The organism is Phaeodactylibacter xiamenensis, assembly GCF_965229835.1.
Classification (GTDB): domain Bacteria; phylum Bacteroidota; class Bacteroidia; order Chitinophagales; family Saprospiraceae; genus Phaeodactylibacter; species Phaeodactylibacter xiamenensis.
Genome location: NZ_OZ245931.1, coordinates 2,803,113 through 2,824,203, shown reverse-complemented (window position 1 = coordinate 2,824,203; position 21,091 = coordinate 2,803,113). Strand labels below are relative to the sequence as shown.

The 21,091-nt window shown below is 51.4% G+C and carries 16 protein-coding genes; 10 read left to right on the top strand and 6 right to left on the bottom strand.

Features of this window, described 5'->3' with window-relative positions:
* Window positions 1–183 precede the first annotated feature (183 nt).
* Window positions 184–2,253 (top strand): TonB-dependent receptor family protein, encoded by a 2,070-nt coding sequence (locus tag ACO08I_RS10450; protein ID WP_282775652.1) that lies wholly within the window; start codon window positions 184–186, stop codon window positions 2,251–2,253.
* Here ACO08I_RS10450 and ACO08I_RS10445 read toward each other — a convergent pair.
* Both ACO08I_RS10445 and ACO08I_RS10440 read right to left on the bottom strand, forming a co-directional pair.
* The gene (locus tag ACO08I_RS10445) at window positions 2,250–2,618 is read right to left on the bottom strand and encodes a phage holin family protein (protein WP_282775651.1); all 369 of its coding nucleotides are present in this window, start codon (window positions 2,616–2,618) and stop codon (window positions 2,250–2,252) included. The two genes, ACO08I_RS10450 and ACO08I_RS10445, sit on opposite strands and share 4 nt — an antisense overlap.
* On the bottom strand, window positions 2,618–2,938 hold the full coding sequence (locus ACO08I_RS10440; protein WP_282775650.1) for a hypothetical protein: 321 nt from the start codon (window positions 2,936–2,938) through the stop codon (window positions 2,618–2,620). Before ACO08I_RS10440 ends, ACO08I_RS10445 begins: the two co-directional genes overlap by 1 nt.
* 199 nt (window positions 2,939–3,137) lie before the next feature.
* On the opposite strand from ACO08I_RS10440, the gene ACO08I_RS10435 reads away from it, so the two are divergent.
* Both ACO08I_RS10435 and ACO08I_RS10430 read left to right on the top strand, forming a co-directional pair.
* Window positions 3,138–4,343: an acetyl-CoA C-acetyltransferase gene (locus ACO08I_RS10435; RefSeq protein WP_421949283.1), complete on the top strand. Its 1,206-nt coding sequence runs from the start codon at window positions 3,138–3,140 to the stop codon at window positions 4,341–4,343.
* Window positions 4,344–4,393: 50 nt separating this feature from the next.
* Window positions 4,394–6,508 carry a 3-hydroxyacyl-CoA dehydrogenase NAD-binding domain-containing protein gene (locus ACO08I_RS10430; protein ID WP_282775648.1) on the top strand — a complete coding sequence of 705 codons (2,115 nt, stop codon included), beginning with the start codon at window positions 4,394–4,396 and terminating at the stop codon, window positions 6,506–6,508.
* Here ACO08I_RS10430 and ACO08I_RS10425 read toward each other — a convergent pair.
* Window positions 6,491–7,843, bottom strand: coding sequence for a sensor histidine kinase (locus ACO08I_RS10425; RefSeq protein ID WP_421949282.1), 1,353 nt, complete (start codon window positions 7,841–7,843; stop codon window positions 6,491–6,493). The two genes, ACO08I_RS10430 and ACO08I_RS10425, sit on opposite strands and share 18 nt — an antisense overlap.
* 206 nt (window positions 7,844–8,049) lie before the next feature.
* Between ACO08I_RS10425 and ACO08I_RS10420 the strand changes: the two genes are divergently transcribed.
* The 4 genes from ACO08I_RS10420 to ACO08I_RS10405 all read left to right on the top strand — a co-directional run bounded on the left by ACO08I_RS10420 (window position 8,050) and on the right by ACO08I_RS10405 (window position 12,259).
* Entirely contained in the window at window positions 8,050–9,285 is a 1,236-nt protein-coding gene (locus tag ACO08I_RS10420) for a lycopene cyclase family protein (RefSeq protein WP_421949281.1), read from the top strand.
* A 71-nt stretch (window positions 9,286–9,356) separates the two neighbouring features.
* Window positions 9,357–10,241 carry a Brp/Blh family beta-carotene 15,15'-dioxygenase gene (locus tag ACO08I_RS10415; protein WP_421949280.1) on the top strand — a complete coding sequence of 295 codons (885 nt, stop codon included), beginning with the start codon at window positions 9,357–9,359 and terminating at the stop codon, window positions 10,239–10,241.
* Window positions 10,242–10,354: 113 nt separating this feature from the next.
* Window positions 10,355–11,137, top strand: a complete 783-nt coding sequence (locus ACO08I_RS10410) for a bacteriorhodopsin-like (protein ID WP_044221904.1) — start codon at window positions 10,355–10,357, stop codon at window positions 11,135–11,137.
* Between the two features lie 369 nt (window positions 11,138–11,506).
* Entirely contained in the window at window positions 11,507–12,259 is a 753-nt protein-coding gene (locus ACO08I_RS10405; protein ID WP_282775644.1) for a hypothetical protein, read from the top strand.
* Window positions 12,260–12,320: 61 nt separating this feature from the next.
* Here ACO08I_RS10405 and ACO08I_RS10400 read toward each other — a convergent pair whose 3' ends face one another.
* The 3 genes from ACO08I_RS10400 to ACO08I_RS10390 all read right to left on the bottom strand — a co-directional run bounded on the left by ACO08I_RS10400 (window position 12,321) and on the right by ACO08I_RS10390 (window position 16,390).
* Window positions 12,321–14,048, bottom strand: coding sequence for a M3 family oligoendopeptidase (locus ACO08I_RS10400; protein ID WP_282775643.1), 1,728 nt, complete (start codon window positions 14,046–14,048; stop codon window positions 12,321–12,323).
* A 307-nt stretch (window positions 14,049–14,355) separates the two neighbouring features.
* On the bottom strand, window positions 14,356–14,769 hold the full coding sequence (locus tag ACO08I_RS10395; protein WP_282775642.1) for a DUF5606 domain-containing protein: 414 nt from the start codon (window positions 14,767–14,769) through the stop codon (window positions 14,356–14,358).
* A gap of 271 nt (window positions 14,770–15,040) precedes the next feature.
* Window positions 15,041–16,390, bottom strand: coding sequence for a hypothetical protein (locus tag ACO08I_RS10390; RefSeq protein ID WP_421949279.1), 1,350 nt, complete (start codon window positions 16,388–16,390; stop codon window positions 15,041–15,043).
* A gap of 78 nt (window positions 16,391–16,468) precedes the next feature.
* Between ACO08I_RS10390 and add the strand changes: the two genes are divergently transcribed.
* From add to ACO08I_RS10375, 3 genes are all read left to right on the top strand, one after another.
* Window positions 16,469–17,464 (top strand): adenosine deaminase, encoded by a 996-nt coding sequence (add, locus tag ACO08I_RS10385; RefSeq protein WP_421949278.1) that lies wholly within the window; start codon window positions 16,469–16,471, stop codon window positions 17,462–17,464.
* A gap of 111 nt (window positions 17,465–17,575) precedes the next feature.
* Complete coding sequence (locus ACO08I_RS10380) at window positions 17,576–19,969, top strand: TonB-dependent receptor (protein WP_421949277.1); 2,394 nt, start codon at window positions 17,576–17,578, stop codon at window positions 19,967–19,969.
* A 73-nt stretch (window positions 19,970–20,042) separates the two neighbouring features.
* The gene (locus ACO08I_RS10375; RefSeq protein ID WP_081968764.1) at window positions 20,043–21,086 is read left to right on the top strand and encodes a sensor histidine kinase; all 1,044 of its coding nucleotides are present in this window, start codon (window positions 20,043–20,045) and stop codon (window positions 21,084–21,086) included.
* Window positions 21,087–21,091 lie beyond the last annotated feature (5 nt).

Sequence of the window (21,091 nt, the reverse complement as noted above, 5' to 3'; positions counted from 1 at the left end):
GGAACCTGGACATATATCAGAGACCGGGCATTCAATTGAGTGTCCGGTTTTTTGTTTGTATTCTATATTTTTCAAATGCCCAAGGCTGATCGATGTCTTCAGGCACCGCTTTGTACAGATTAAAACAAGGCAAAAGCGAGATTAAAACCTTTAGTTGACTTTCGGGTTTTCTCCTAAAAAAGCATGTTCCGCTCCTTCCTTTTTATGCTGGTCCTGCAGGTACTATGGATAGCTACCGGTACTACACAGTCAGATACTTTGCTTACCACAGGCTTAGACTCGGCAGTAATCGTCCGTACCACACGTCTGCCCGTACCCGCTATCAGAGCCCCTTACAGCATTCATCAGCTGCAGGAGGCAGACTGGCAAAACGGGCGGCAGCATTTGTCATTAGCTCCGGCGCTCAGTCAACTGCCCGGTCTGCTTATCCTCAACCCCAATAATTTTGCGCAGGACCTTCGGTTGTCGGTACGGGGCTTTGGTGCCCGCTCAGCTTTTGGCATTCGTGGCATTCAGATATGGGTGGACGGTCTTCCGGAGACCACGCCGGATGGGCAGGGGCAGGTCGATAACCTTGATGGGGGCATTTTGAATCAGGCCAGCTTGCTCAGTGGGCCGGCTTCGGGCATGTATGGCAATGCTGCTGGCGGCGTCATTCAGTTGCAAACGGAAGCCCCTCCGGAATCAGCGATGGCGGAAGCCCGGCTAAGTGCGGGCAGCTACGGTTTTCAACGGTATACGCTGAAGGGTGGTGGCCGGAGTGGAGCTTACAGTTGGCTGGCTTACGGCGCACACACCCGGCAGGAAGGCTATCGGGCGCACAGCAGGGTGGAAAATACCCTGCTCAATGGCCGGTTGCGTCGGCAGTTGGGCGATCGCGGCCAGGTAGAGCTGCTGCTGAATTATGTCAATAGCCCCATCGCGCAGGACCCCGGCGGGCTTCCCGCAGAGGCCCTGTCAGAAGACCGCCGTCAGGCCTGGGGGCGCAATTTCCTCTACGACGCAGGGGAATCCGTAGAGCAGGGTAGGGCAGGGCTGACCCTGGACTATGCCCTGACGGAGGACTGGCAACTGGAAGCTTATGGCTTTGCGTTGTTCCGGGACTTTTCCAATCTGTTGCCTTTCGAAGGGGGCGGGGCCGTAGACCTTTTTCGCCAATTTAGTGGGCTGGGAGGGCGCTTGCGGCATAGCGGGACCTTGCTTGGGCAGCCCTGGCGTCAGGTTTGGGGGGTAGATGCACAGGCACAGCGCGATCAGCGGGAACGCTTCGACAACCTGGAAGGCGAACAGGGCGATCTCGTCTTTAATCAGGATGAAGTCTTTCGGAGCTTAGGTTTGTATACGGTGCAGGAATGGCAGCCGGTCAACCGTATCTGGCTGACCGCTGCATTGCGCTATGATGCTAATTACCTTTCGGCAGAGGATGCTTTCTTATCCGATGGGAATGACTCCGGCGACCGGTCGTACCAAAATTTTAGTCCTTCCGCCGGCATCAGTTATGACTATGCATCGGGCCATCATACCTACTTCAATTACAGCTACAGCTTTGAAACCCCTACACTCAGCGAGTTATCGGCTAATCCGGGCGGGGCGCAGGGGTTCAACGAAGATTTACAGCCGCAACAGGCTCATAATTACGAGGTGGGGCTGAAGGGGCAGTTCGCCTCAAAGCTGGCGTACCGGATTGCTGCTTTTTATATCCAACTGGAGCAGGAACGCCTGCCCTATGAGCTGAGCGATAGCCCGGGTCGCGTATTTTACCGCAATGCGGGGCGCTCCCGCCGGCAGGGCGTAGAGTCCTGGCTGCAATGGTCGCCATTCTCCAACTGGAAAGGGCGGCTTTCTTACACCTTCTCGGACTTTGTCTATCAGGAGTATGAGGCATCAGGACTGGTATTTGATGGTAATATTTTGCCGGGGATTCCACGGCACCTGTGGTCAGGTATGATTGCCTGGCAGTATTTGCCAAAAGGCAGCGTAACCCTGGAGGGGCGCTACCTGAGTGAGTTGTTTGCCGATGACTCGAATACGGCAACAGCACCGGCTTTTCTGGAACTCAACCTCCGGGCTACGTATGGCATTGCATTTAAATGGGGTGAACTACAAGCCTTTGGCGGCATCAACAATCTGCTGGATGCCCGGTATGTCAGTAACATTCGGCTGAATGCCTTCGGAGGGCGCTTTTTTGAGGCAGCACCCGGGCGGAATGTCTACCTGGGGCTACAAGTTGGATTGCAGCGGGATAAGTCCTAGAGAAATATTCCGTACAGCACCGTATTGAAAATAGCCAGGAGGATAGCCAGGAAAAAGGCAGATTTGAAATTGTCAATATGAAACCCTTTTAGGAAGTAAGCCGCAATAAGTAGCAATGCACCATCCACCACAAAGCTAAATAGCCCCAGGGTGAGGTAGCGCAGAGGCGTGGTGATAAAGTCCAGCACACCGCCCAGCGTAGCGTTCAGGATGGCCAGAACTATAGCCACCAGCATGGCTCGTACAAAGTCGTCAATGCGTACGCCATTTAGGAAATGGGCGCCAGCCATGAGTGCCAGCGCGTTGAGGATGAACTTCAGCGCCCAGTAAGTGGGACCGTGGGCATCGAGTAAAAGCAATTCCATTACTGAGTGTTTTTCAGTTGTTCCTGTAAGTCTTTGATAGCCTGATCGCGTTCTTTGATTTCACGCTTGAGGCGGGCATTCTCCTTTTTCAGGGCTTCAATACTTTCTGTGGCGGGCTTTTCGGAAGTCTTTTCTTTAGGTTTGCTGTCTTTAGCAGGGGCTTCCTTTGGCTGTTCCGTGGTCTCCATGCCGGTTATCGATTTGAAATTGGCAATCGGGTCCTCTCCGTTGATGTAGGAGGCACCGGCAAAGGCCAACGGCACAATGATGATCATAGCGAGCAGGAAACGGGCGAAGGGCGTAACTTTTCTTCTTGGCATCGGTGGTATTCTGTGTTGATTACGGTACAAAAGTACATCCTGAGCTGACGAGTTGCCAGATATTTCTACTTAATCCGGCAGAAATGCGATATACGACCTCTGGTCAGGCCCTAAATTGATCGTTCTTATTTAGGATGGGGGTATTAAAATGATATTTTTGTGCAGGGCGGGGCATGCCCGCTCATCAAAAACTACTGCTATGCCAGAAGCTTTCATTTACGATGCCCTGCGCACACCCCGTGGAAAGGGGAAAAGCAGCGGTGCGCTCTACGAAGTCAAGCCCGTCGAGTTGCTGTCGGCCACCCTGCAGGCCCTGCAAAGCCGCCACCCGGTTGATCCTGCCCGACTGGATGATACCATTATTGGATGTGTGACGCCCATTGATGATCAGGGGCACAATATTGCCCAGGCTGCCTTGCTGCACAACGGCTGGAATACTTCAGGCGGAAGCCTTCAAATCAACCGTTACTGTGCCTCTGGTCTGGAAGCCGTCAATCTGGCGGCGATGAAAATACGTTCGGGCTGGGGAAATCTGTTGCTGGCGGGCGGTGTGGAAAGCATGAGCCGTATACCCATGGGCACAGATGGTGGTGCTCTGCTCTTCGATCCAGAAGTGATGGCCGGAGCGCACTACCTGCCACAGGGTGTTGCGGCTGACCTGATTGCCACCCTGGAGGGCTTCTCCCGGGAAATGCTTGATGAATATGCCTATCAGTCTCAGCAGCGGGCCCGGCACGCGGTGGAAGCCGGCTACTTCTCAAAATCACTGGTGCCTATTTATGATCGAAATGGCCTGTTGATCCTGGACCGGGACGAGGCGGTCCGTACGGATGTGACGATGGATAAGCTCAGTCAGCTAAAGCCTGCATTTGAGCACCTGGGGAGGATGGGGTTTGACGATATGGCCCTGGAGCGTTATCCGGTGCTGGAATCTGTCCAACACGCCCACACAGCCGGCAACTCCTCTGGTATAGTGGATGGAGCTGCGCTGGTGCTCGTAGGAAGTGCGGTCGCAGGAAAAGAAGCTGAGTTGAAGGCCCGGGCGAAGATCAGGGCTGCTGCGACCGTTAGCGTAGACCCTACTTTGATGCTAACCGGGCCGGCACCTGCAGCTGAGAAAGCGCTTCAGCTAGCCGGGATGACGGTAAAGGACATAGACCTTTGGGAGTGCAATGAAGCCTTTGCTTCGGTGGTCCTCAAATTCCAGCGCGAGCTCAAAATACCCGATGGCAAACTGAATGTGAACGGTGGCGCAATCGCCATGGGGCACCCTTTGGGAGCTACCGGTGCCATGCTGCTGGGCACCCTGCTCGATGAACTGGAGCGGCAGGGTAAGCAAACCGGTTGTGTAACGCTCTGTGCGGGCGGAGGGATGGGGATTGCCACCATTATTGAGCGGGTTTAGCCGTAACTCGTTTTCCATGAATTAATGCTCAGCGCCAAATCAATAAGCTAATGATTTATTACAAAAAAGATACGGACCATATAGTCACCCTTACCCTCGATATGGCAGGGCGGGATACCAATATCATCAATCATGAAGTCAGCCGTGCTTTCTTACCTGTAATTGAGCACCTTCGGGCAGAAAAACAGAAAGGGACTCTAAGGGGCGTCATTATCACCTCAGCCAAAAAGACGTTCTGTACCGGTGGTGACCTGGAGTACCTTTCCAAAACGGATGATCCGGAAGCCATCTTCCAACTGGCAGAGCAACTAAAGACCACTTTCCGGGCGTTGGAAAACCCAGGGGTTCCGGTAGTGGCTGCGATCAACGGTTCAGCATTGGGCGCGGGGTTTGAATTGGCGCTGGCGTGCCACCACCGTATTGCCATTGACAAGAATACCACCCGTTTTGGATTTCCGGAAGCCCAGTTGGGGCTCATCCCGGGAGGAGGAGGTATTGCCCGGCTTACCTGGCTGTTGGGCGTTCAGAAAGCCTATCCCATTCTTACCGGGGGGCATCGTTACAATCCACAGGAAGCCCTGCAACTGGGGCTGATTGATGAACTGGCGGTCAACGACCGGGAAATGAAGGAAAAAGCTAAAGCCTGGATCATGAATACCCGGGAAGCCCGCCGGCCCTGGGACCAGAAAGGGGCAACGATCCCGGGCGGAACTGCAAAGGACCCGGCAGTGGTCATCTTTCTGCGCAACGAATCAGCCCGTCTGTTTGCTACCGGTGCCCACCGCCTGCCCGCTCAGCGTGCTTTGCTCAACATTCTTTACGAAGGGTCAAAGGTGGATTTTGATACGGCCAGCCGTTTGGAAAGCCGCCATTTTACGAGCTTGTTGCGCAGCAAGGAGACCAAAAATATGATTAAAGCGTTTTGGTCAGACCAGAACTTCATCAAAAACGGCGGCAACCGTCCTAAGGGATTTGGGAAATTCCGACCGCGTAAAGTGGGGATTATCGGCGCCGGGCGCATGGGGTCCGGGATAGCCTACGTGTGTCTGGACTACGGTATGGAAGTAGTACTCAAGGATGTATCTAAGCCCATTGCCGAACGTGGGCTCGACTACGTCAGCAAACGGTTGGAGCAAATGAAAGCCAGCGGGCGCAAAAAGCCCGAAGAGTGCGAAGCCATGCTCAGGCGGATTCAAACCACCGAGTCTTCCGCTGATTTTGAAGACTGTGACCTGGTCATAGAGGCGGTCTTTGAAAACCGGATGGTCAAACAAAAGGTCATGCGGGAGGCTGAAGAATACATTGATGATTACAGCTTGTTTGGGACCAATACCATTTCAATCCCCATCACGAAACTGGCTCAGGGGTCACTCCGGCCAGCGAATTACATCGGGCTGCACTTTTTCCCACCTGCTGAAGAAGTGCCGCTGGTGGAGATCGTAAGGGGGGCTGAGACCTCAGACGAATCGGTAGCCCGTGCCTTTGACTTTGTGAGGGCGATTCGGAAGACACCAATTGTAGTGAAGGATGATTGGGGGTTCTTTGCAGCACGGGTACAGAACACCTTCATTTTGGAAGGCATAACCATGCTGTCCGAGGGTTATCCTCCGGCATTGATTGAGAACCTCGGCGTTCAGGCAGGTATGCCTAAAGGCGCGTTGGCCCTGGCTGACCATCTGGGGTTGAATATGGTATTGCGTTATGAGAATCAGGCTGCAGAGCACTATGGGGCGAAGTATATTCAGCACCCTGCAGTAGAGGTGCTCCGGGTGATGCTCGAGGAGCTGCAACGCCCGGGTCAGCAAAAGCGGGCTGGCTTCTATAATTATCAGGGCGAGCAACCCGCTGGGCTCTGGAAAGGGCTTGAGGAGGCATTTTCCAGTAGTAAGAAACGGGCGAAGCACGAAGAGTTGATGGAGCGCTTTCTGTTCGCACAGGTCCTCGAAGCGGTTTGGTGTATGCAGGAAAAGGTCATCCACTCGGTACCTGCTGCCAATTTGGGCAGTATTTTTGGCTGGGGCTTTCCGGCCTTCAAAGGGGGCGTCATTCAGTACGTTAATGATTATGGTGTAGAGGCTTTCATCAAGCGCTGCGGCGTCTTTAAAAAGAAATATGGCCAACGGTTTAGTGTGCCGAGTAAGCTGAGGTCAATCGTAAGCCGGTAAGGCGGTTCCGGCAGGCGGGGTTTTGGGCAGAGCTACCAAAAAAGTGCTGCCTTTGCCAGGCTTTGACTGAAGCGTAATCGTTCCCCCAAGGCGCTCCGCCACTTTTTTGCACATGGCAAGCCCTATACCGGTCCCGCTGTACTGATCGGGTGGGTGAAGCCGCTGGAACATGTCAAATACCTTTTCCTGGAACTCGGCAGGTATACCAATTCCATTGTCTTTGAATGTGATGACCCACTTTGCAGAAAGGGCGCTGGCCGATACTTCAATGGACGGATGGCCTGTTGAATTGTATTTTATGGCATTGTCCAGGAGGTTCATACAGAGTATGGACAAGAGGTTGGGCGAAGTCTGTATAGTGGGCAAGTCCCGTAGCTTTACCTCGAATTCGTCGCCATAGGTTCCGCGCAGCTGTTTGGTACAATCCATTAGCAGCTTGTTCAGGTCAGTGGACTCTATCTGGTGCTCATCGGGGTTATTCAGCCGGGAAAAGTCAAGGATATCTTCAACAAGAGTATTCATTTGCCGGGCGCCTGCCCTGGCAAACCTGAAGTAGGTATGCAGGTCGTCGTACTTGCCCTTTTCCAGATCGCGTTCTGCCAGTCCCAGGAAACTGGAGATATTCCGAATGGGTGTCTTCAGATCATGAGAGGCAATATAAGCGAACCGTTCCAGCTCAATATTTGCTTTTTGAAGCGCAGCGTTGGAGGTTTTAAGCGATTTCATCAGTTGAGCTTGCTCCTCTTCATACTTCTGGTTTTCATGAAAAAAGTAGGTGATCATAAGGCTGACGGCAAGGGAGGTGCCGATAAAGGTAATGATGCTGTCCAGTGGGTCAATCCTGGCCGCTAACGGAGGGCTGATCGAGAGCAGTGCAATACTGGAACCGGTAAAAAGCAGTATGATGAATACAATAAGTGCAATGCGGACCGTCCATTTTTGGTGGAAGATAATAGCGGTGGTAATAAACACGAACAGGGTATAGCCTGCACCTATTGAAGGACCGTAAAGTAGGAGTACCGCAGTCAGTAAAAGTGGCAAGACAATATTGGCCGCATACCGGGCTGCATGATGTAGAGTGAAGTAGGATAACAGGAGTTCTCCAATAAAAAAAAGCAAAATAGGCAGCAATACAGTGACTTCTGGACCTTTTAGCAGAAGATCTTTTATTCCAACCAGTAGCGCAACGCTCGCTCCTGCCAGATTGAGCCGGTTCAGGATTACAATGCGGGCAACTTCCACCCGGTTCAAGCCAGGTGTGACGCCCAACTGGGAAATCCATGAAAAAATGCCGGGTTTGGTGTACATAGTTGCTGAAAAATCAAATCTATCCACAATGTACTGGGTTTTCTGGTTTTATGGCACTTTCCGGTTGTGTTTTGTCGAAACTTATTGGGCTGGCCGGTTTCGGAATTAGATATTATTAATGTGGGTTTTTTCCAAAAAGAATTCTGTTTTGTAAACCTTTTTCAAGGTGCTTTGTCTCACTTTTATAATTTAGCGGGGCCTGTGTTGGCGCTGCAAAAGATGCATTAGTAAACATGTCGGAGCACTACGATTACATCATCGCCGGGGCAGGTGCCGCCGGGTTGAGCCTAGCCTGTAATATGGTGGACGGGGCACTGTCCAGCGCCCGGATTCTGCTGATAGATCAGGACCTCAAGCAGAGCAATGACCGGACCTGGTGCTACTGGTCTGATGAAACGGATGACCTTGAGCACCTGGTGTACAAATCCTGGTCTCATTTATCTTTCCTAAACGAGGCGCATCAACACGGCGGAGCGCTTGGTCGTCTGACTTACAAGATGATCAGGGGAGGAGATTTCTACGAATATGCCTGGGCTAAGCTACGCGATTACGCGAATGTATCCTTCCGGCAGGAGCGGGTACTTCATTATCATTCCACAACAAATGGCGCCGGGGTAGTAACCAACCGTGCATCTTACACCGGAAAGTACATCTTCAACAGTTGTACGCTACCTAAACCTGACCCCGGGGCACACTTTCTTCTTCAGCATTTCGCAGGCTGGTGGATAGAGACCGAATCACCTGCTTTCGACCCTCAGAAAGGCTATTTGATGGACTTCCGTACCCCACAGAAAGGAAGTACCCGCTTCTTTTACCTCTTACCAATCGACGAACGGCGCGCATTAGTTGAGTATACTGTTTTTTCTCCTGCCCGTTTGCAACCATCCGAGTACCAATCCGAATTAAAAACTTATGTTGAACAAACTTTAGGGATTTTGCATTACACCATCGCAGAATGCGAGTCGGGAGCTATTCCCATGACGGACCAGATAATGCCAAAGGAAATGTACCCTAATGTGATCAATATCGGAACAGCAGGTGGAGCCGTCAAGCCCACGACTGGCTATGCTTTCTCCAGAATCCGGCAGCAAGCGGCACAGGTTTGTGCACAGCTCGAGTCAGGGCAGTATCCGGACAGTAGAGTCAAAAGCCCCGTGCGTTTTCGGTTCTACGATCAGTTGCTGCTCAATATTTTACAGAACAGAGGCGATTTAGGGAAAGGCATTTTTTCCAGCCTGTTCCGGTATACGCCGATCGAGACGATATTCCGTTTTCTTGCTGAGGGGACAAAGCTGTGGCAGGAAGCAAAAATATTTTTGCGGTTGCCCATCCCAACGTTTCTTAAGGCAGTTTGGCGCGTATTCGGTCCGATGAAAGCAACACCCAGGGAGAGGAAGGCTTCTGATCCTGCTGAGAAGGCACCGGTTGCCTGGGCTATTCCTGTTCAGGATAAATTACAGACACCATGACATCCAGGTACCCTGTACTTTACCGGTCCATTCAGGGCATAGCGCTGCTTGCTGTGCTACTGAGTTTGCTGGTGCCAGGCTGGCTGTCGAGTGTACAGCTGATTGTTGCGCTGGTTATGATTCTGCTGATCGGGATCCCTCACGGAGCAACAGATTATCTTATTTTTCAGCAACTCTCCCGCCCGCTCTGGGGCAGTCGGGAAATGACCCGGTTTTACATCAATTATATTCTGCTGATGGCTGCTTTTGCTGCATTATGGTGGATACTTCCGGAATTAGCGCTCCTTGTGTTTCTCGGTATTTCAATCTACCATTTTGGTCAGTCCAACTGGAATTATGTAGGGTTTCAATCCAAGCTGGAAGCTGTAGGGACGCATGTGTTGTGGGGGAGCTTTGTGCTGTTTGTGCCCATACTCTGGCATTACGAAACTGCGGCACCAATTATTGGCAGTATAACGGGGGCCCCTGCTCCACAAATCAGCGGAGCCTGGAGAGAGGCGGTCAGTATCACGCTATTGGTGCTTAACCTATGGCTTTGTGTTTATTACTTTGTGCAAGACAAGGTCACGAGAAAAGAATTCATGGATGAAGTTGTCAATCTTTTCGCATTGGCGCTTTTGCTAATTAATCTGCCATTGCTGCTGGGGTTTGCCATTTATTTTGTCTGCTGGCATTCCTTGAGCTCGATGATGGATCAGATACGTTTTTTCAGGAGGCAGGTACAGTCCTATAATGTGGCTCAGTACATTAAAAATGCATTGCCTTTGAGTCTGGCTGCAATCGGAACACTTGGCGTATTCGCTTTCGCACAGGTGAAAATGGATATTCCGCTCAACATTGGAATTGTGTTTGTGTTTATCTCCGTGGTAACACTGCCACACATGATTTTGATAGACCAATTGTACCAGGAAGGCAATGCTGCTTCGGCATATAATTCCATGAACAAAGAATTTTGAATCATTTGGTTCGGCGGTTTGAAAATTTGACAAATTTTTAAACCATTTTTTCACGACGCTGTTAGTGCAGTGTCTTTTAACAGTTCTTTAACGTAATTCAATAAATCTAAATCATGGACGCATTAGTAAACATCCAACCCTTGCTGCTTGCGCAGCTCAAGTCCGGTGATTATGTAGGTTTTACCTTCTTCATCGGTTCAATGGCCATGGCAGCCGCCACGGTATTCTTTTTCTTCCAGTTTAGCCAGGTGAAAGGCAAGTGGAAAGACTCCATGCTGGTGTCTGGCCTCATTACCTTCATTGCAGCGGTACACTACTTCTACATGAGAGACTTTTGGGCAACCAATCAGGCTTCTCCAACGGAGTTCCGCTATATTGACTGGATCCTGACAGTGCCCCTGATGTGCGTTGAGTTTTACCTCATTCTGCGCGCTTTCGGTGCAAAGGTCGGTCTGCTTTGGAAGATGATCTTCTATTCACTGGTGATGCTGGTAGCCGGATATCTCGGTGAGACCGTTTTCCGCGATCAGTCTCCACTTTGGGGTTTCATTTCCACAATTGGTTACGTTGGCATTTTGTACGAAGTATGGTTTGGTTCTGCCAAGCGCCTGTCTTCTAACTCCAACGATCCTAAGCTGCAGAAAGGCTTCAATGCACTGGCATGGTTTGTCTTTGCCGGCTGGGCGATTTACCCGATCGGTTACATGACCATCGACACAGGTTGGCTGGCAGGGGTTATCCCGGGCGAGTCTATGGACATCATCTACAACATTGGTGACGCTGTAAACAAGATCGGCTTTGGTCTGGTGATTTACTCACTGGCGATCTCCAAGTCAGCTGAAGGCTCAGAGGAGTCTGTTGGTGTGGGTGCAGGAAAAACGACTACCAACGCTTAAGGAGCAGATACGGTTTGCATTGAAGAAAAAACCTGCACTCAGGTTTCCACCAAAGCGCAGGTCAATAATGCATTAGTAAACTATAACTGCAAAAGTAAGGGTTTTAAAGCATATCTGAAATCCTTTGATGGCGGATAGCATTCAAAAACACTTACAATCGTATCTTTTCAAAAAGAAACTTAGGGGCACGGCAGTTTTGCCGTTGCCCCTTTTGGTGTTTATACAGTCTAATGAGAAATTTTTTCTAAAGCCTACAAACGGAATTGGTAGGGAATTGACTAAAAACGACGTCTATTTCCAACTTTTTTTCCTTTCCGCTCTTTCCTGTGTGGATACTATACTTTTCAGAACTATCTCAAATTGATAGCTATGCGCAAAACCTTAAAGATCATTGGAATTGTCTTTGCGGCATTAGTGCTGCTGGCCTTAGGTGCTGCCTGGCTGGCCAACGAGCCGATTCCGGAAGGCACACCCGGGGCAAAAGCAGATGAGCTGGCGCGCGAGATGCAGCAGGCGGTCAATGTGGAAGCCTGGAATAACACCCGGTTTGTACGCTGGTCTTTTCCCGGCGGGCATGATTATGTGTGGGATAAGCAGGCGGGGCTTGTTCAGGTAAAATGGGGAAGCAAAGAGGTACTGCTTCGTACAGATGGGCCCAACGGGAAAGCGTGGGATAGCGAGCAGCTCCTGAAAGGGGAGGCTGCTGAGGCGGCGGTTCAGGAAGCCTGGGCTTATTTTTGCAATGACTCTTTTTGGTTGAATGCGCCCGCCAAAGTTTTCGACCCGGGTACTCAGCGGGCTTTGGTAGACCTGGAAGGCGGTGAAAAGGCACTGCTTGTCACCTACGAAAGCGGAGGCGTGACCCCCGGGGATGCCTACCTTTGGCACCTTGGAGCAGATGGTAAGCCGGAACGCTACGAAATGTGGGTTTCAATCATCCCGATCGGGGGGCTGGACGCCACCTGGGAAAACTGGACAACGTTGTCTACAGGTGCCCAAATCGCCACGACCCATAATCTGGGCATTTACGAGATGAAACTGACGAATGTAAAGGGAGGGCATTCCCTTGATCAGATTGGCTTGGAGTATTACCCTTTTGAGGCACTGGGAATCAGGCAGTAAGTGCCACTTACCTGATAGAAAGAGGGCGCGTTATGAGTTGTAAGGGTTGAGCAACGGAAGGTTAATCAATCAGGGCCTGAAGCTCTGATTTGATAAATGCACCCAGCTCGCTGACGTATGACCTGGAAAAATTAAACTCGATACCAGCGGCCTGGTAGATTTCCCGGACATTGCGGGTATAGCCGAGTTTAAGTGCGTTCAGGTAATCCTTTATGGCAGCCTCGGGCTCTTCCCGGTACCTTTTCCAAATAGCGATAGCGCCAAGTTGAGCCATACCGTACTCGATATAGTAAAAAGGCACTTCAAAAATGTGCAGTTGTTTATGCCAGAGGTGTTCCAGGTAATGCTCCAGTCCTGAATGGTCGATGGTTGGAGAATTAAAAGATTTCATGATCTGCATCCAGGCCTCCTGCCGGTCTTCCTGCTGATGCTCAGGGTGCGTGTACACCCAATGCTGGAATTTGTCAATCGTTGCGATCCAGGGCAATACCTTGAGGACGTATTCCAGTTGGTTGATTTTTGCCCGCCGCAGTTCTTCCGGGTCTTCGAAAAAGACATCCCAATGCTCCATAGTCAGCAGCTCCATGCTCATCGCTGCCAATTCTGCAACCTCGGAAGGCACGCGCTTAGCGGTCTTGAGTTTGTAATGGTTGGTAAGCCGGCTATGTACGGCGTGGCCGGCTTCGTGCATTAGCGTGCGCATATCGCTTAGGGAAGTCGTCGCGTTCATGAAGATGAATGGGATACCAGTCAGGTGGAGTGGCATATTGTAGCCACCAGGCCGTTTGCCCGGACGGGAATCCAGGTCAAGGTGCCCCAGCTCACTCATGATTTCCAGGGTCTGGCCGAACTCAGGGTGAACCTTATAAAGGCAGGCGGTAGATTTCTCTACCAGGTCATCAATAGTCTGGAAGGGGCGAAGGGGCTGGTCACCAGTAGGGTCGACAAACAAATCCCACGGGCGTAGCCGTTCCAGTTGAAGCGTTTCCTGCCGGTACTGGTTCAGCTCATCAACGAGCGGGACAATCTCCGTTTGAATAGAGTGGTGAAAATCCTCACAGTCCCGGACCTCATAGTCAAAACGGCCAAGTGCCCTAAACTTAAAGTCCCTGAAGTTTTCGAATCCTGCATTCTTTGCCATCTGATGCCGCATATCTTTGAGGGTATCAAAGAGGTTGTCCAGAGGCGCTGTTTCTTCCAGCAGACGGGCATGGATTTTGTGGTATACTTCCTCACGGTAGACCCGGCTGGGTTCTTCGAGTAGAGAAGAAGCTTTCTGCAGGGTCATTTGCTTGCCATCTACTCCTATGGTCATTTCGGAGAAGATCTTAACGTACTCTTTGGATTTTAGTTGGATTTCAGTAGCCAGAGGGATATTTTCCTCCCGGAACAGGTTTACGGCATTGCGGATACTACGCAGGTGAATGAGGTACTGGCCCTCATCTAATTGTGTAATATAAGGGCAGTTGACCAGTTTTTCATTGAGTTCGTTCTCAAGCGCGGTGATTTTAGGCGCCAGCTCCTGCACGGCATATTGATACAGGGATTCGGCTTTATCATCGGTACTGTCTATAGTGATTTTGATATAACGCCAGGAAAAAGCTTCACTGACCACAGCATCCAGTTCGCTCTTATCTTTCAGCCATTGTTCAAGTTCCTGCTTGGTATGAATCTGCCGCTTGAGCAAATCCCGGTAGTAAGGCTGAAGCCTTGACCAGGTCGTCACTTTGAACTCCTTAGGCACAAATGCTCTTTCATGTTCTTGCAGAACAGTAGCCGTCTTGGTCATGAGAATCATGATTTAGGGGTGCCGCACGTTTCTACAGTTATACGGGCACACAACGGGAATGTATATTTTCTCACAGTTGGTTGTTCCCCCCGGGAACCACAATCGTGAAATTTTCCCTTCAATGATCGAATGTTGTACCGGGGGGTACGTTAAGAAGGTTTACGCTACTTACTGCTATTTGTTACCCAATCTGAGGAATTTGTTTGGGAAAAGCGCCGAAGAGCAATCAAGGTGGGGGGATGGGCTGGCACGGAAGCGAGTCACTGGGCGCTTTGAGGGGGAGCGTCCGTGCCAGCTAAGTGCCGTTTTATTCTTCTTCTTCGCTTTCTGCTGAATCATTCAGCAATCCCGCTTCATCGAGGTAGTTAAACCACTTTATCACTTTCTTGATATCACCGTTGAAGACCCGGTCCCGGTCGTAGGTCGGTAATACCTCAGCGAAGTATTCGTGCAGTTCCTCTGATTTGGCAGATGCAGCAGGGGGCGGATTATCCTCCTGTTGTTGTTTCATGTTTCGGAACACTTTTTTTAGCTCCATGGAGTCTCCGTCATCCGTAAAGATGGAGATAGACTCCAGGGGGGTAAATTGGTGCTTCCGTGAAGATGCAAACCGGCGCTTGCCCGATTGGACATCTTCTATGATTAAGCCGTTGCTGCGGTTGGCTGCCATTCGGTATATGCCGGATAAGCCGCTTACCGCTATGAGTTGTTCTAAATTCATAAATTACGTGTCTCCTTATTTACTTAAGGCTGCAAATTTAACAACAAAAACCTGAATTGCTTAGCCTAAAGAACTTGTTCTTTTACGGAGATCACTATGAAGGGGGGATGGGGGCTATTTAGCCTTGAGGGTAGTACGACAAATCTACGGATTAATTTCAGCGAACACAATTATTAGCCCTGTTAATTGGGATATTCATACCAAACTTCTGCCATTATTAAGGATGCGGCCAGCTTCTTCTTTTGCAGGGGTATGGCCTGAACATACCGGGCTATTCCTCCTCTTCCCGTTTCGACAGCTGCCGGAGCTGGCTTGGGAGCAGGCTGATTTTCCCTTTGCTGAACCGCTCCAGGCTAAGCGCAGTAACAATATACAACTCTGTAATACCAGGGACGGGCATGAAAATCAGGCTAAAAAAAGGCAGAAACCTGGGTAGGTCTTTGAGTTGCTCTATGGCTGCCTTTATTTCCTGTTCAGATGGCAGGGGGGTATCTCCGTGAGGCCGGAACTTTCTGCGCAGCAAACGGCTAAGGGTGATGGCCATTTCGCGGGTTTCCACAGCTTCCATCTTTGCTGCCCGGCCCAGTTTAAGTGTGTTTTCTGCTACGGCTTCCCACACCAGGTACATCCCGGCTTTTCGGGCTTTATAGAACCGCAGTTGCTCGCCGTACTGAAACAGGAACAGGCCAAGGTTGGCTTTACTGCTGATCAGATCATCTTCCGTAAGGCGGAGCCTGAAGGCCAGCTCTTCCAGCAGGTGAATCTCCTGCAAATCAATTTCAGCATCAGCGTATACCCCCATCAGTGCAATATCCAGCAGGAAACGCCGCCCGGCCCAGTGGAGGTTTTCCGGTACCTGTATGTCCCAGGCAGAAGGGCCGGAACGGATGAGGTTGCGAATAGCATGCTGTTCTCCTGGTGTCAGGATGCGGGCAGATTTCCGGAACTGCCGGAGCAGAAACTTTTCCTGGCGCGTGACCTCCCAGTCGGCATGTACCGCTGCTGCGATAACCTTCAGCGTGAGGATCTTCAGGGCCTTCAGTTCTTCCTGCAAAGCGGCTGCCCATTCAGCAGAGGGCTCCCCGCTAAGTTGTTTTTCATAATACCGCTGAAAGCCGTAGATGTCCCAAAACAAGTGGCTGTTGATGCCGCTGCGGCGAAAATCAAAATAACTGCGCTTATACTGTACCCGCTCAAAGAGGATTTCCTCGACAAAGTTATGCGTTTGCCCGGCGCCCAGCCCGTGCAGTTGTTGGTAGTATTGGCGCAGCGTACGACCAAACCTCGCTACCATATCCTTATATGCCTGCCCGGTAGGTTGCCCTTCGATGAGAAGGGCAGTGTAAAGCAAGGTGTCAAGCAGGATGAATTTTGCTAAATCCGGGCGCTTCATCCGCTGTATACGTCCATCGGTGGCTTCAAACGGGTAGGCAACGGGAAAGCCGAAGGAAATCCCGGAGCGCTGCATGCACTGGTAAAGCGGATGGTGGAGGCTTTCAAACCGCTCCCCATGCTGTATGAGCGCTTCCGGCAGCTCAACCGGTACTGTGGGCATTAGCGGTTTGTCCTGACGGTAAGCCAGGTATTGTTCCAGCCAGCTCTTTGATTTAAAATTCAGCATGCAGTTGGGTAATGGCGTAAAATGTTTCCGTGCCTAAAATAATGCCCGTAAGTTAGCACCTTCAAAATTATTCGCTCTATGGACTATTCTGCTCTGCCAAAAGTAGAGTTGCACCTACATCTGGACTGCTCGGTCAGCTACCCGGTAGCCCGTCAGCTGAAGCCCGGCTTATCTGAACAGGTTTTTGAGGAGGAGTTTATTGCCCCGCCCAAATGCAAAGACCTGGCTGATTTTCTAAAGCGGGCTGTAAAGGGCTTCGAGCTGTTGCAGTCCCGCAAGGCATTGCGCCTGGCTACGCTGGACTTGCTGGGAACCCTGCAGGCAGAAAAGGTCATTTATGCTGAGATCCGGTTCGCCCCGCTTTTGCATGTAATGCAAGGGCTGTCCCCTGAAGCGGTCGTGGAGACCGTACTTGAAACCCTTAAAGAGGGACAGCAGGAGAAAGGTATACACACGGGGCTTATCCTCTGTACCCTTCGGCGGTTTGGTGAGGCGCAGAGTATGGAAACTGCACGTTTGGCTGCACGCTACCACGGTCAGGGAGTTGTAGGCTTCGATATCGCCGGAGACGAAGCCAATTATGAACTGGCACCACATATCTCTGCTTTTCAGTACGTGCACGAAAAAGGCATTCCGGCTACGGCACATGCCGGGGAAGCCCGGGGCCCGGAAAGTGTGCGGGAGTCTATGAAGTACCTTCACCTGAGCCGGATCGGGCACGGCGTCCGCATTACTGAAGACCCACGTTTGATGGACGAGGTCCGGGCTGCAGGGCTACACCTGGAAATTTGCCCCACGAGCAATATTCAGACTGATATTTATCCGGCTATGCCCGACCATGTGGTCCACCAATTATTACAGGAGGGCTTCCCGCTCAGTATCAATACCGATGGCCGGACGCTCGTCAACGTCTCACTCAGTGAAGAATACCGGCGGATCGGAAATGCTTTCCATTGGTCACCTGATCAGTACCGGGCAACTATAGGTGCCGCTATTGATGCTGCTTTTACGACAGAAAACATAAAATCCGGGCTGCGCAGGCAAATCCGGGAAGCATGGGGTGACGGTTCATAACCGATGGCCTACGGTTCAGGGCCCGATATCTACGGCTGATCAGAAATAAGTGGTGGAAGGGGAGAGAAGCGTACACCTTTGTACCATCACTCACAAATACCTAATCTGATCATGACTCGATTTTTCTTATTTCCGATACTCCTGTTCATTGCAGGGACCCTTTTGGCACAACCGGTGCAAACCATCAAAGGAACGGTAACTGACCAGCAATCTGAAATGCCTGTCATTGGCGCCACGATTGAAGTGCTTAGCGTCGAGCCTTCCAAAGGCACTGCTACCGATCTTGACGGGCGTTTTGCCATTGAAGGCATCCCGGTGGGGCGGCATCAACTTCGCATTTCCTACCTGGGGTACGAAACGGTGACCATTCCTAACGTCCTGGTGACCGCCGGCAAGCAAACCGCTCTCAACCTCAGCCTGCAGGAATCCATTGTTCAAATGGATGAGGTAGTGGTCACTGCTAAGGTGGAGAAAGGCAAGGCACAGAACGAAATGGCGACCATCAGTGCCCGCTCTTTCAACCCCGAAGAAGTTACCCGCTTTTCGGGTGGGCGCAACGACGTGGCCCGCCTGGCAGGAAGTTTTGCCGGGGTAGCCGTAGCTGATGACAGCCGCAACGACATCGTCATCCGGGGCAACTCGCCTACGGGCGTACTTTGGCGCCTCAATGGCATTCCCATTCCCAATCCCAACCACTTTTCCACGCTGGGTACCACCGGCGGACCGGTCAGTGCGCTAAATCCCAACCTGCTCAAAACCTCCGATTTCCTGACTTCAGCCTTCCCGGCGGAGTATGGCAATGCCCTTGGCGGCGTTTTCGATGTGGGCTTCCGCAATGGCAACCGGGATGAGCACGAGTATATGTTCCAGATGGCAGCCTTCAGTGGGCTGGAAGCTATGGCAGAGGGCCCGTTGTCCAAAGCCAAGAACAGTTCTTACCTGGTGAGCTATCGCCACTCGTTTGTTGGGCTGGCGGACCAAGTGGGGATACCGGTCGGTACCAATGCCACGCCCAACTACCGCGACCTGAGCTTCAACCTGGATTTCGCCAATGGAAAAGCCGGGAAATTTACCCTGTTCGGTATCGGTGCAACCAGCGATATTGACTTCCTGGGTGATGAAATTGACGAAACAGACCTTTTCGCCAGCCCGAATGAAGATGCCTATGCCGATTCTCAATTGGGTATTATTGGTTTGCGCCATAACCTTATTGTTGGCGAGAATGCTTACATCCGAACTGTGGTTTCCGCTTCCACGGCACGCACCGGTTTTGAACAGGATAACTTCCTGGACGATGGAGAAGGCAAACTCCGGGTTACCGAAGTCAGCGACGTGACCAATACCCTGGCGGTATCTTCTTTCCTGAACAAAAAATTCAATGCACGATTTACCCTGCGGACAGGTATTGTGGCAGAAAACTATCAGCTTGATACCCGTGTAGACGACCGGGACGACCGCCCTGACCTTGATGAGGACGGCGAGCCTGACTGGGTCGTGGTGCGGGATTTTGAAGGCAGTATGACGCTGATGCAGGCCTTCGCGCAAGGGGTGTATCGCTTCAATGATAACCTGTCGCTGCAGGCGGGGGTGCACGCCCAGTATCTCGACATCAATAAAACCTCAGCAGTAGAGCCACGTGCCACCCTAAACTGGCAGGTCCACCCTAAGCATGCCTTTAGCCTGGGCTATGGCCTGCACCACCAAATGCAGCCGCTGCCGGTCTTCTTCTTCACAGAAACGGACCCTGTCACCGGCGAGCTGGTGCGGTCTAACGAAAGCCTGGATTTCACCCGCAGCAACCACTTCGTATTGGGCTACGACTGGAGCATCGCCCCGAGCTGGCGGGCCAAAGTGGAAACGTACTATCAGGCCATTAGCGATGTGCCGGTGCAGCCTTTCGCAAGCAGTTTCTCCATGCTCAACGCCGGTGCAGACTTTGTCTTCCCGGAAACAGGGCGCCTGGTGAATGAGGGCACCGGGACGAACTACGGGCTGGAACTTACCCTGGAGAAATTCTTTAGCAGCGGGTACTATGGATTGCTGACCGCTTCGTTCTTCGATTCCAGGTATGAAGGCAGTGATGAAATTGAACGCAATACCGCTTTCAACAACGGCTACGTGGTCAACTTCCTGGCAGGCAAAGAATTTAAGATTGGAAAGGACAAGCGTAATGCCCTGACCTTTGACATGCGCCTGAGCAATGCCGGTGGCCGTTACTACACCCCGGTTGACCTGGAAGCCTCAAGAGCTGCCGGAGTGGAGGTGCTGCAGGAAGGTGTGGCATTCAGTGAGCGCTTCGATCCCTACTTTCGCCTCGACCTGAAGTTTGGCTATCAGCTCAACAGCAAGAGGAAGCGCTTGTCCCAGCAGTTCTTCATCGACTTGCAGAACATCACCAATAATGACAATATCTTTGATTTGCGCTACAACCCAGAGACCAACAACGTTGACCGGGTGCTGCAATCCGGGTTTTTTCCGGACATCATGTACCGCTTACAGTTTTAATTTCCTAAACTCTTGATTATCTTACTTACCGGAGTTGGGTTGTTTCCAGCTCCGGTAGTTTAATGTTGAGGCCATGAAGCACCAAATGACAGTCAGGCAAGCCATAGGAATAGACGATCGGCTTTTGATGTGGATAGGGATTCCGCTGCTGAGTTTTTTTATTCCGCTGCTGCTGTTTAATGGTACATTAGAAAGCGGCCTGCTCCGGTATTTGCCGAAGTGGGGCATCTCATTTATGTATACAGTAGCCTATTGGTTGGTTAGCCGTCAGATCTTCATTTACTTCCGCAGGCGTTATACCGGCGCTAATCAAACCACTATGCGCCTCCTTTATACCGGCATTGCTCTGGTGGTGGGGTTCGTGCTCGTGAATATATTGCTTTGGAAAATTTGCCAGCCAATATTGGCCCTGGTGCCTGAGCAAAATGCGGAGGATACGAGTATGATTGCCGGCTCTTTGCTCATCGTTGCGCTGGTGGGTACGATTTATGAGTCCATTTATCTTTACCAGAACTGGAAGCGCACTTTGCTGGAGACCGAGCAGCTGCGCCGGGAGCAGGTCGAATCCCAACTGGAAGGCTTGAAAAACCAGGTGAACCCACATTTCCTTTTCAACAGCCTTAATACCCTGACCTACCTCATCCCGGAGGACCAGGAAAAAGCCGTGCAGTTTGTGCAGAAGCTCTCAAGGGTGTACCGTTATATTTTGGAGATGAAAGACAAAAAGCTGGTCACCCTCGCAGAAGAACTGAAGTTTTTGCACGCCTACGTATTTCTGGTTAAGGAGCGCTTTGGGGACAACCTACAGGTGGAACTGGATGTGCCGGAGCCTGCCAAAGCCATGCAGGTGGTGCCGCTTTCGCTGCAAATTTTATTTGAGAATGCCATCAAGCACAACGTTATTGCGAAAGGAAAGCCGTTGACGGTAGCTGTAAGGGTGGAGGGCGGTAATCTGGTGGTGGTCAATAAACTGCAGCCCAAGGCACAAGTCATGCCCGGCACCGGCACTGGTCTGGCCAATGTGAGGAACCGCTACCGGTATTTCACGAATGACCCCGTGTCAATCTCGGCTGATGACGGGGTTTTTGAAGTACGCCTGCCGATGCTTCAGGTCTGATGGTT

Bases quoted from the DNA above. Each gene is read 5' to 3' on its own strand.
- ACO08I_RS10450 (WP_282775652.1), top strand. From the start codon at position 184: ATGTTCCGCTCCTTCCTTTTTATGCTGGTCCTGCAGGTACTATGGATA.
- ACO08I_RS10445 (WP_282775651.1), bottom strand. From the start codon at position 2,618: ATGGAATTGCTTTTACTCGATGCCCACGGTCCCACTTACTGGGCGCTG.
- ACO08I_RS10440 (WP_282775650.1), bottom strand. From the start codon at position 2,938: ATGCCAAGAAGAAAAGTTACGCCCTTCGCCCGTTTCCTGCTCGCTATG.
- ACO08I_RS10435 (WP_421949283.1), top strand. From the start codon at position 3,138: ATGCCAGAAGCTTTCATTTACGATGCCCTGCGCACACCCCGTGGAAAG.
- ACO08I_RS10430 (WP_282775648.1), top strand. From the start codon at position 4,394: ATGATTTATTACAAAAAAGATACGGACCATATAGTCACCCTTACCCTC.
- ACO08I_RS10420 (WP_421949281.1), top strand. From the start codon at position 8,050: ATGTCGGAGCACTACGATTACATCATCGCCGGGGCAGGTGCCGCCGGG.
- ACO08I_RS10410 (WP_044221904.1), top strand. From the start codon at position 10,355: ATGGACGCATTAGTAAACATCCAACCCTTGCTGCTTGCGCAGCTCAAG.
- ACO08I_RS10405 (WP_282775644.1), top strand. From the start codon at position 11,507: ATGCGCAAAACCTTAAAGATCATTGGAATTGTCTTTGCGGCATTAGTG.
- ACO08I_RS10400 (WP_282775643.1), bottom strand. From the start codon at position 14,048: ATGACCAAGACGGCTACTGTTCTGCAAGAACATGAAAGAGCATTTGTG.
- ACO08I_RS10395 (WP_282775642.1), bottom strand. From the start codon at position 14,769: ATGAATTTAGAACAACTCATAGCGGTAAGCGGCTTATCCGGCATATAC.
- ACO08I_RS10390 (WP_421949279.1), bottom strand. From the start codon at position 16,390: ATGCTGAATTTTAAATCAAAGAGCTGGCTGGAACAATACCTGGCTTAC.
- add (WP_421949278.1), top strand. From the start codon at position 16,469: ATGGACTATTCTGCTCTGCCAAAAGTAGAGTTGCACCTACATCTGGAC.
- ACO08I_RS10380 (WP_421949277.1), top strand. From the start codon at position 17,576: ATGACTCGATTTTTCTTATTTCCGATACTCCTGTTCATTGCAGGGACC.
- ACO08I_RS10375 (WP_081968764.1), top strand. From the start codon at position 20,043: ATGAAGCACCAAATGACAGTCAGGCAAGCCATAGGAATAGACGATCGG.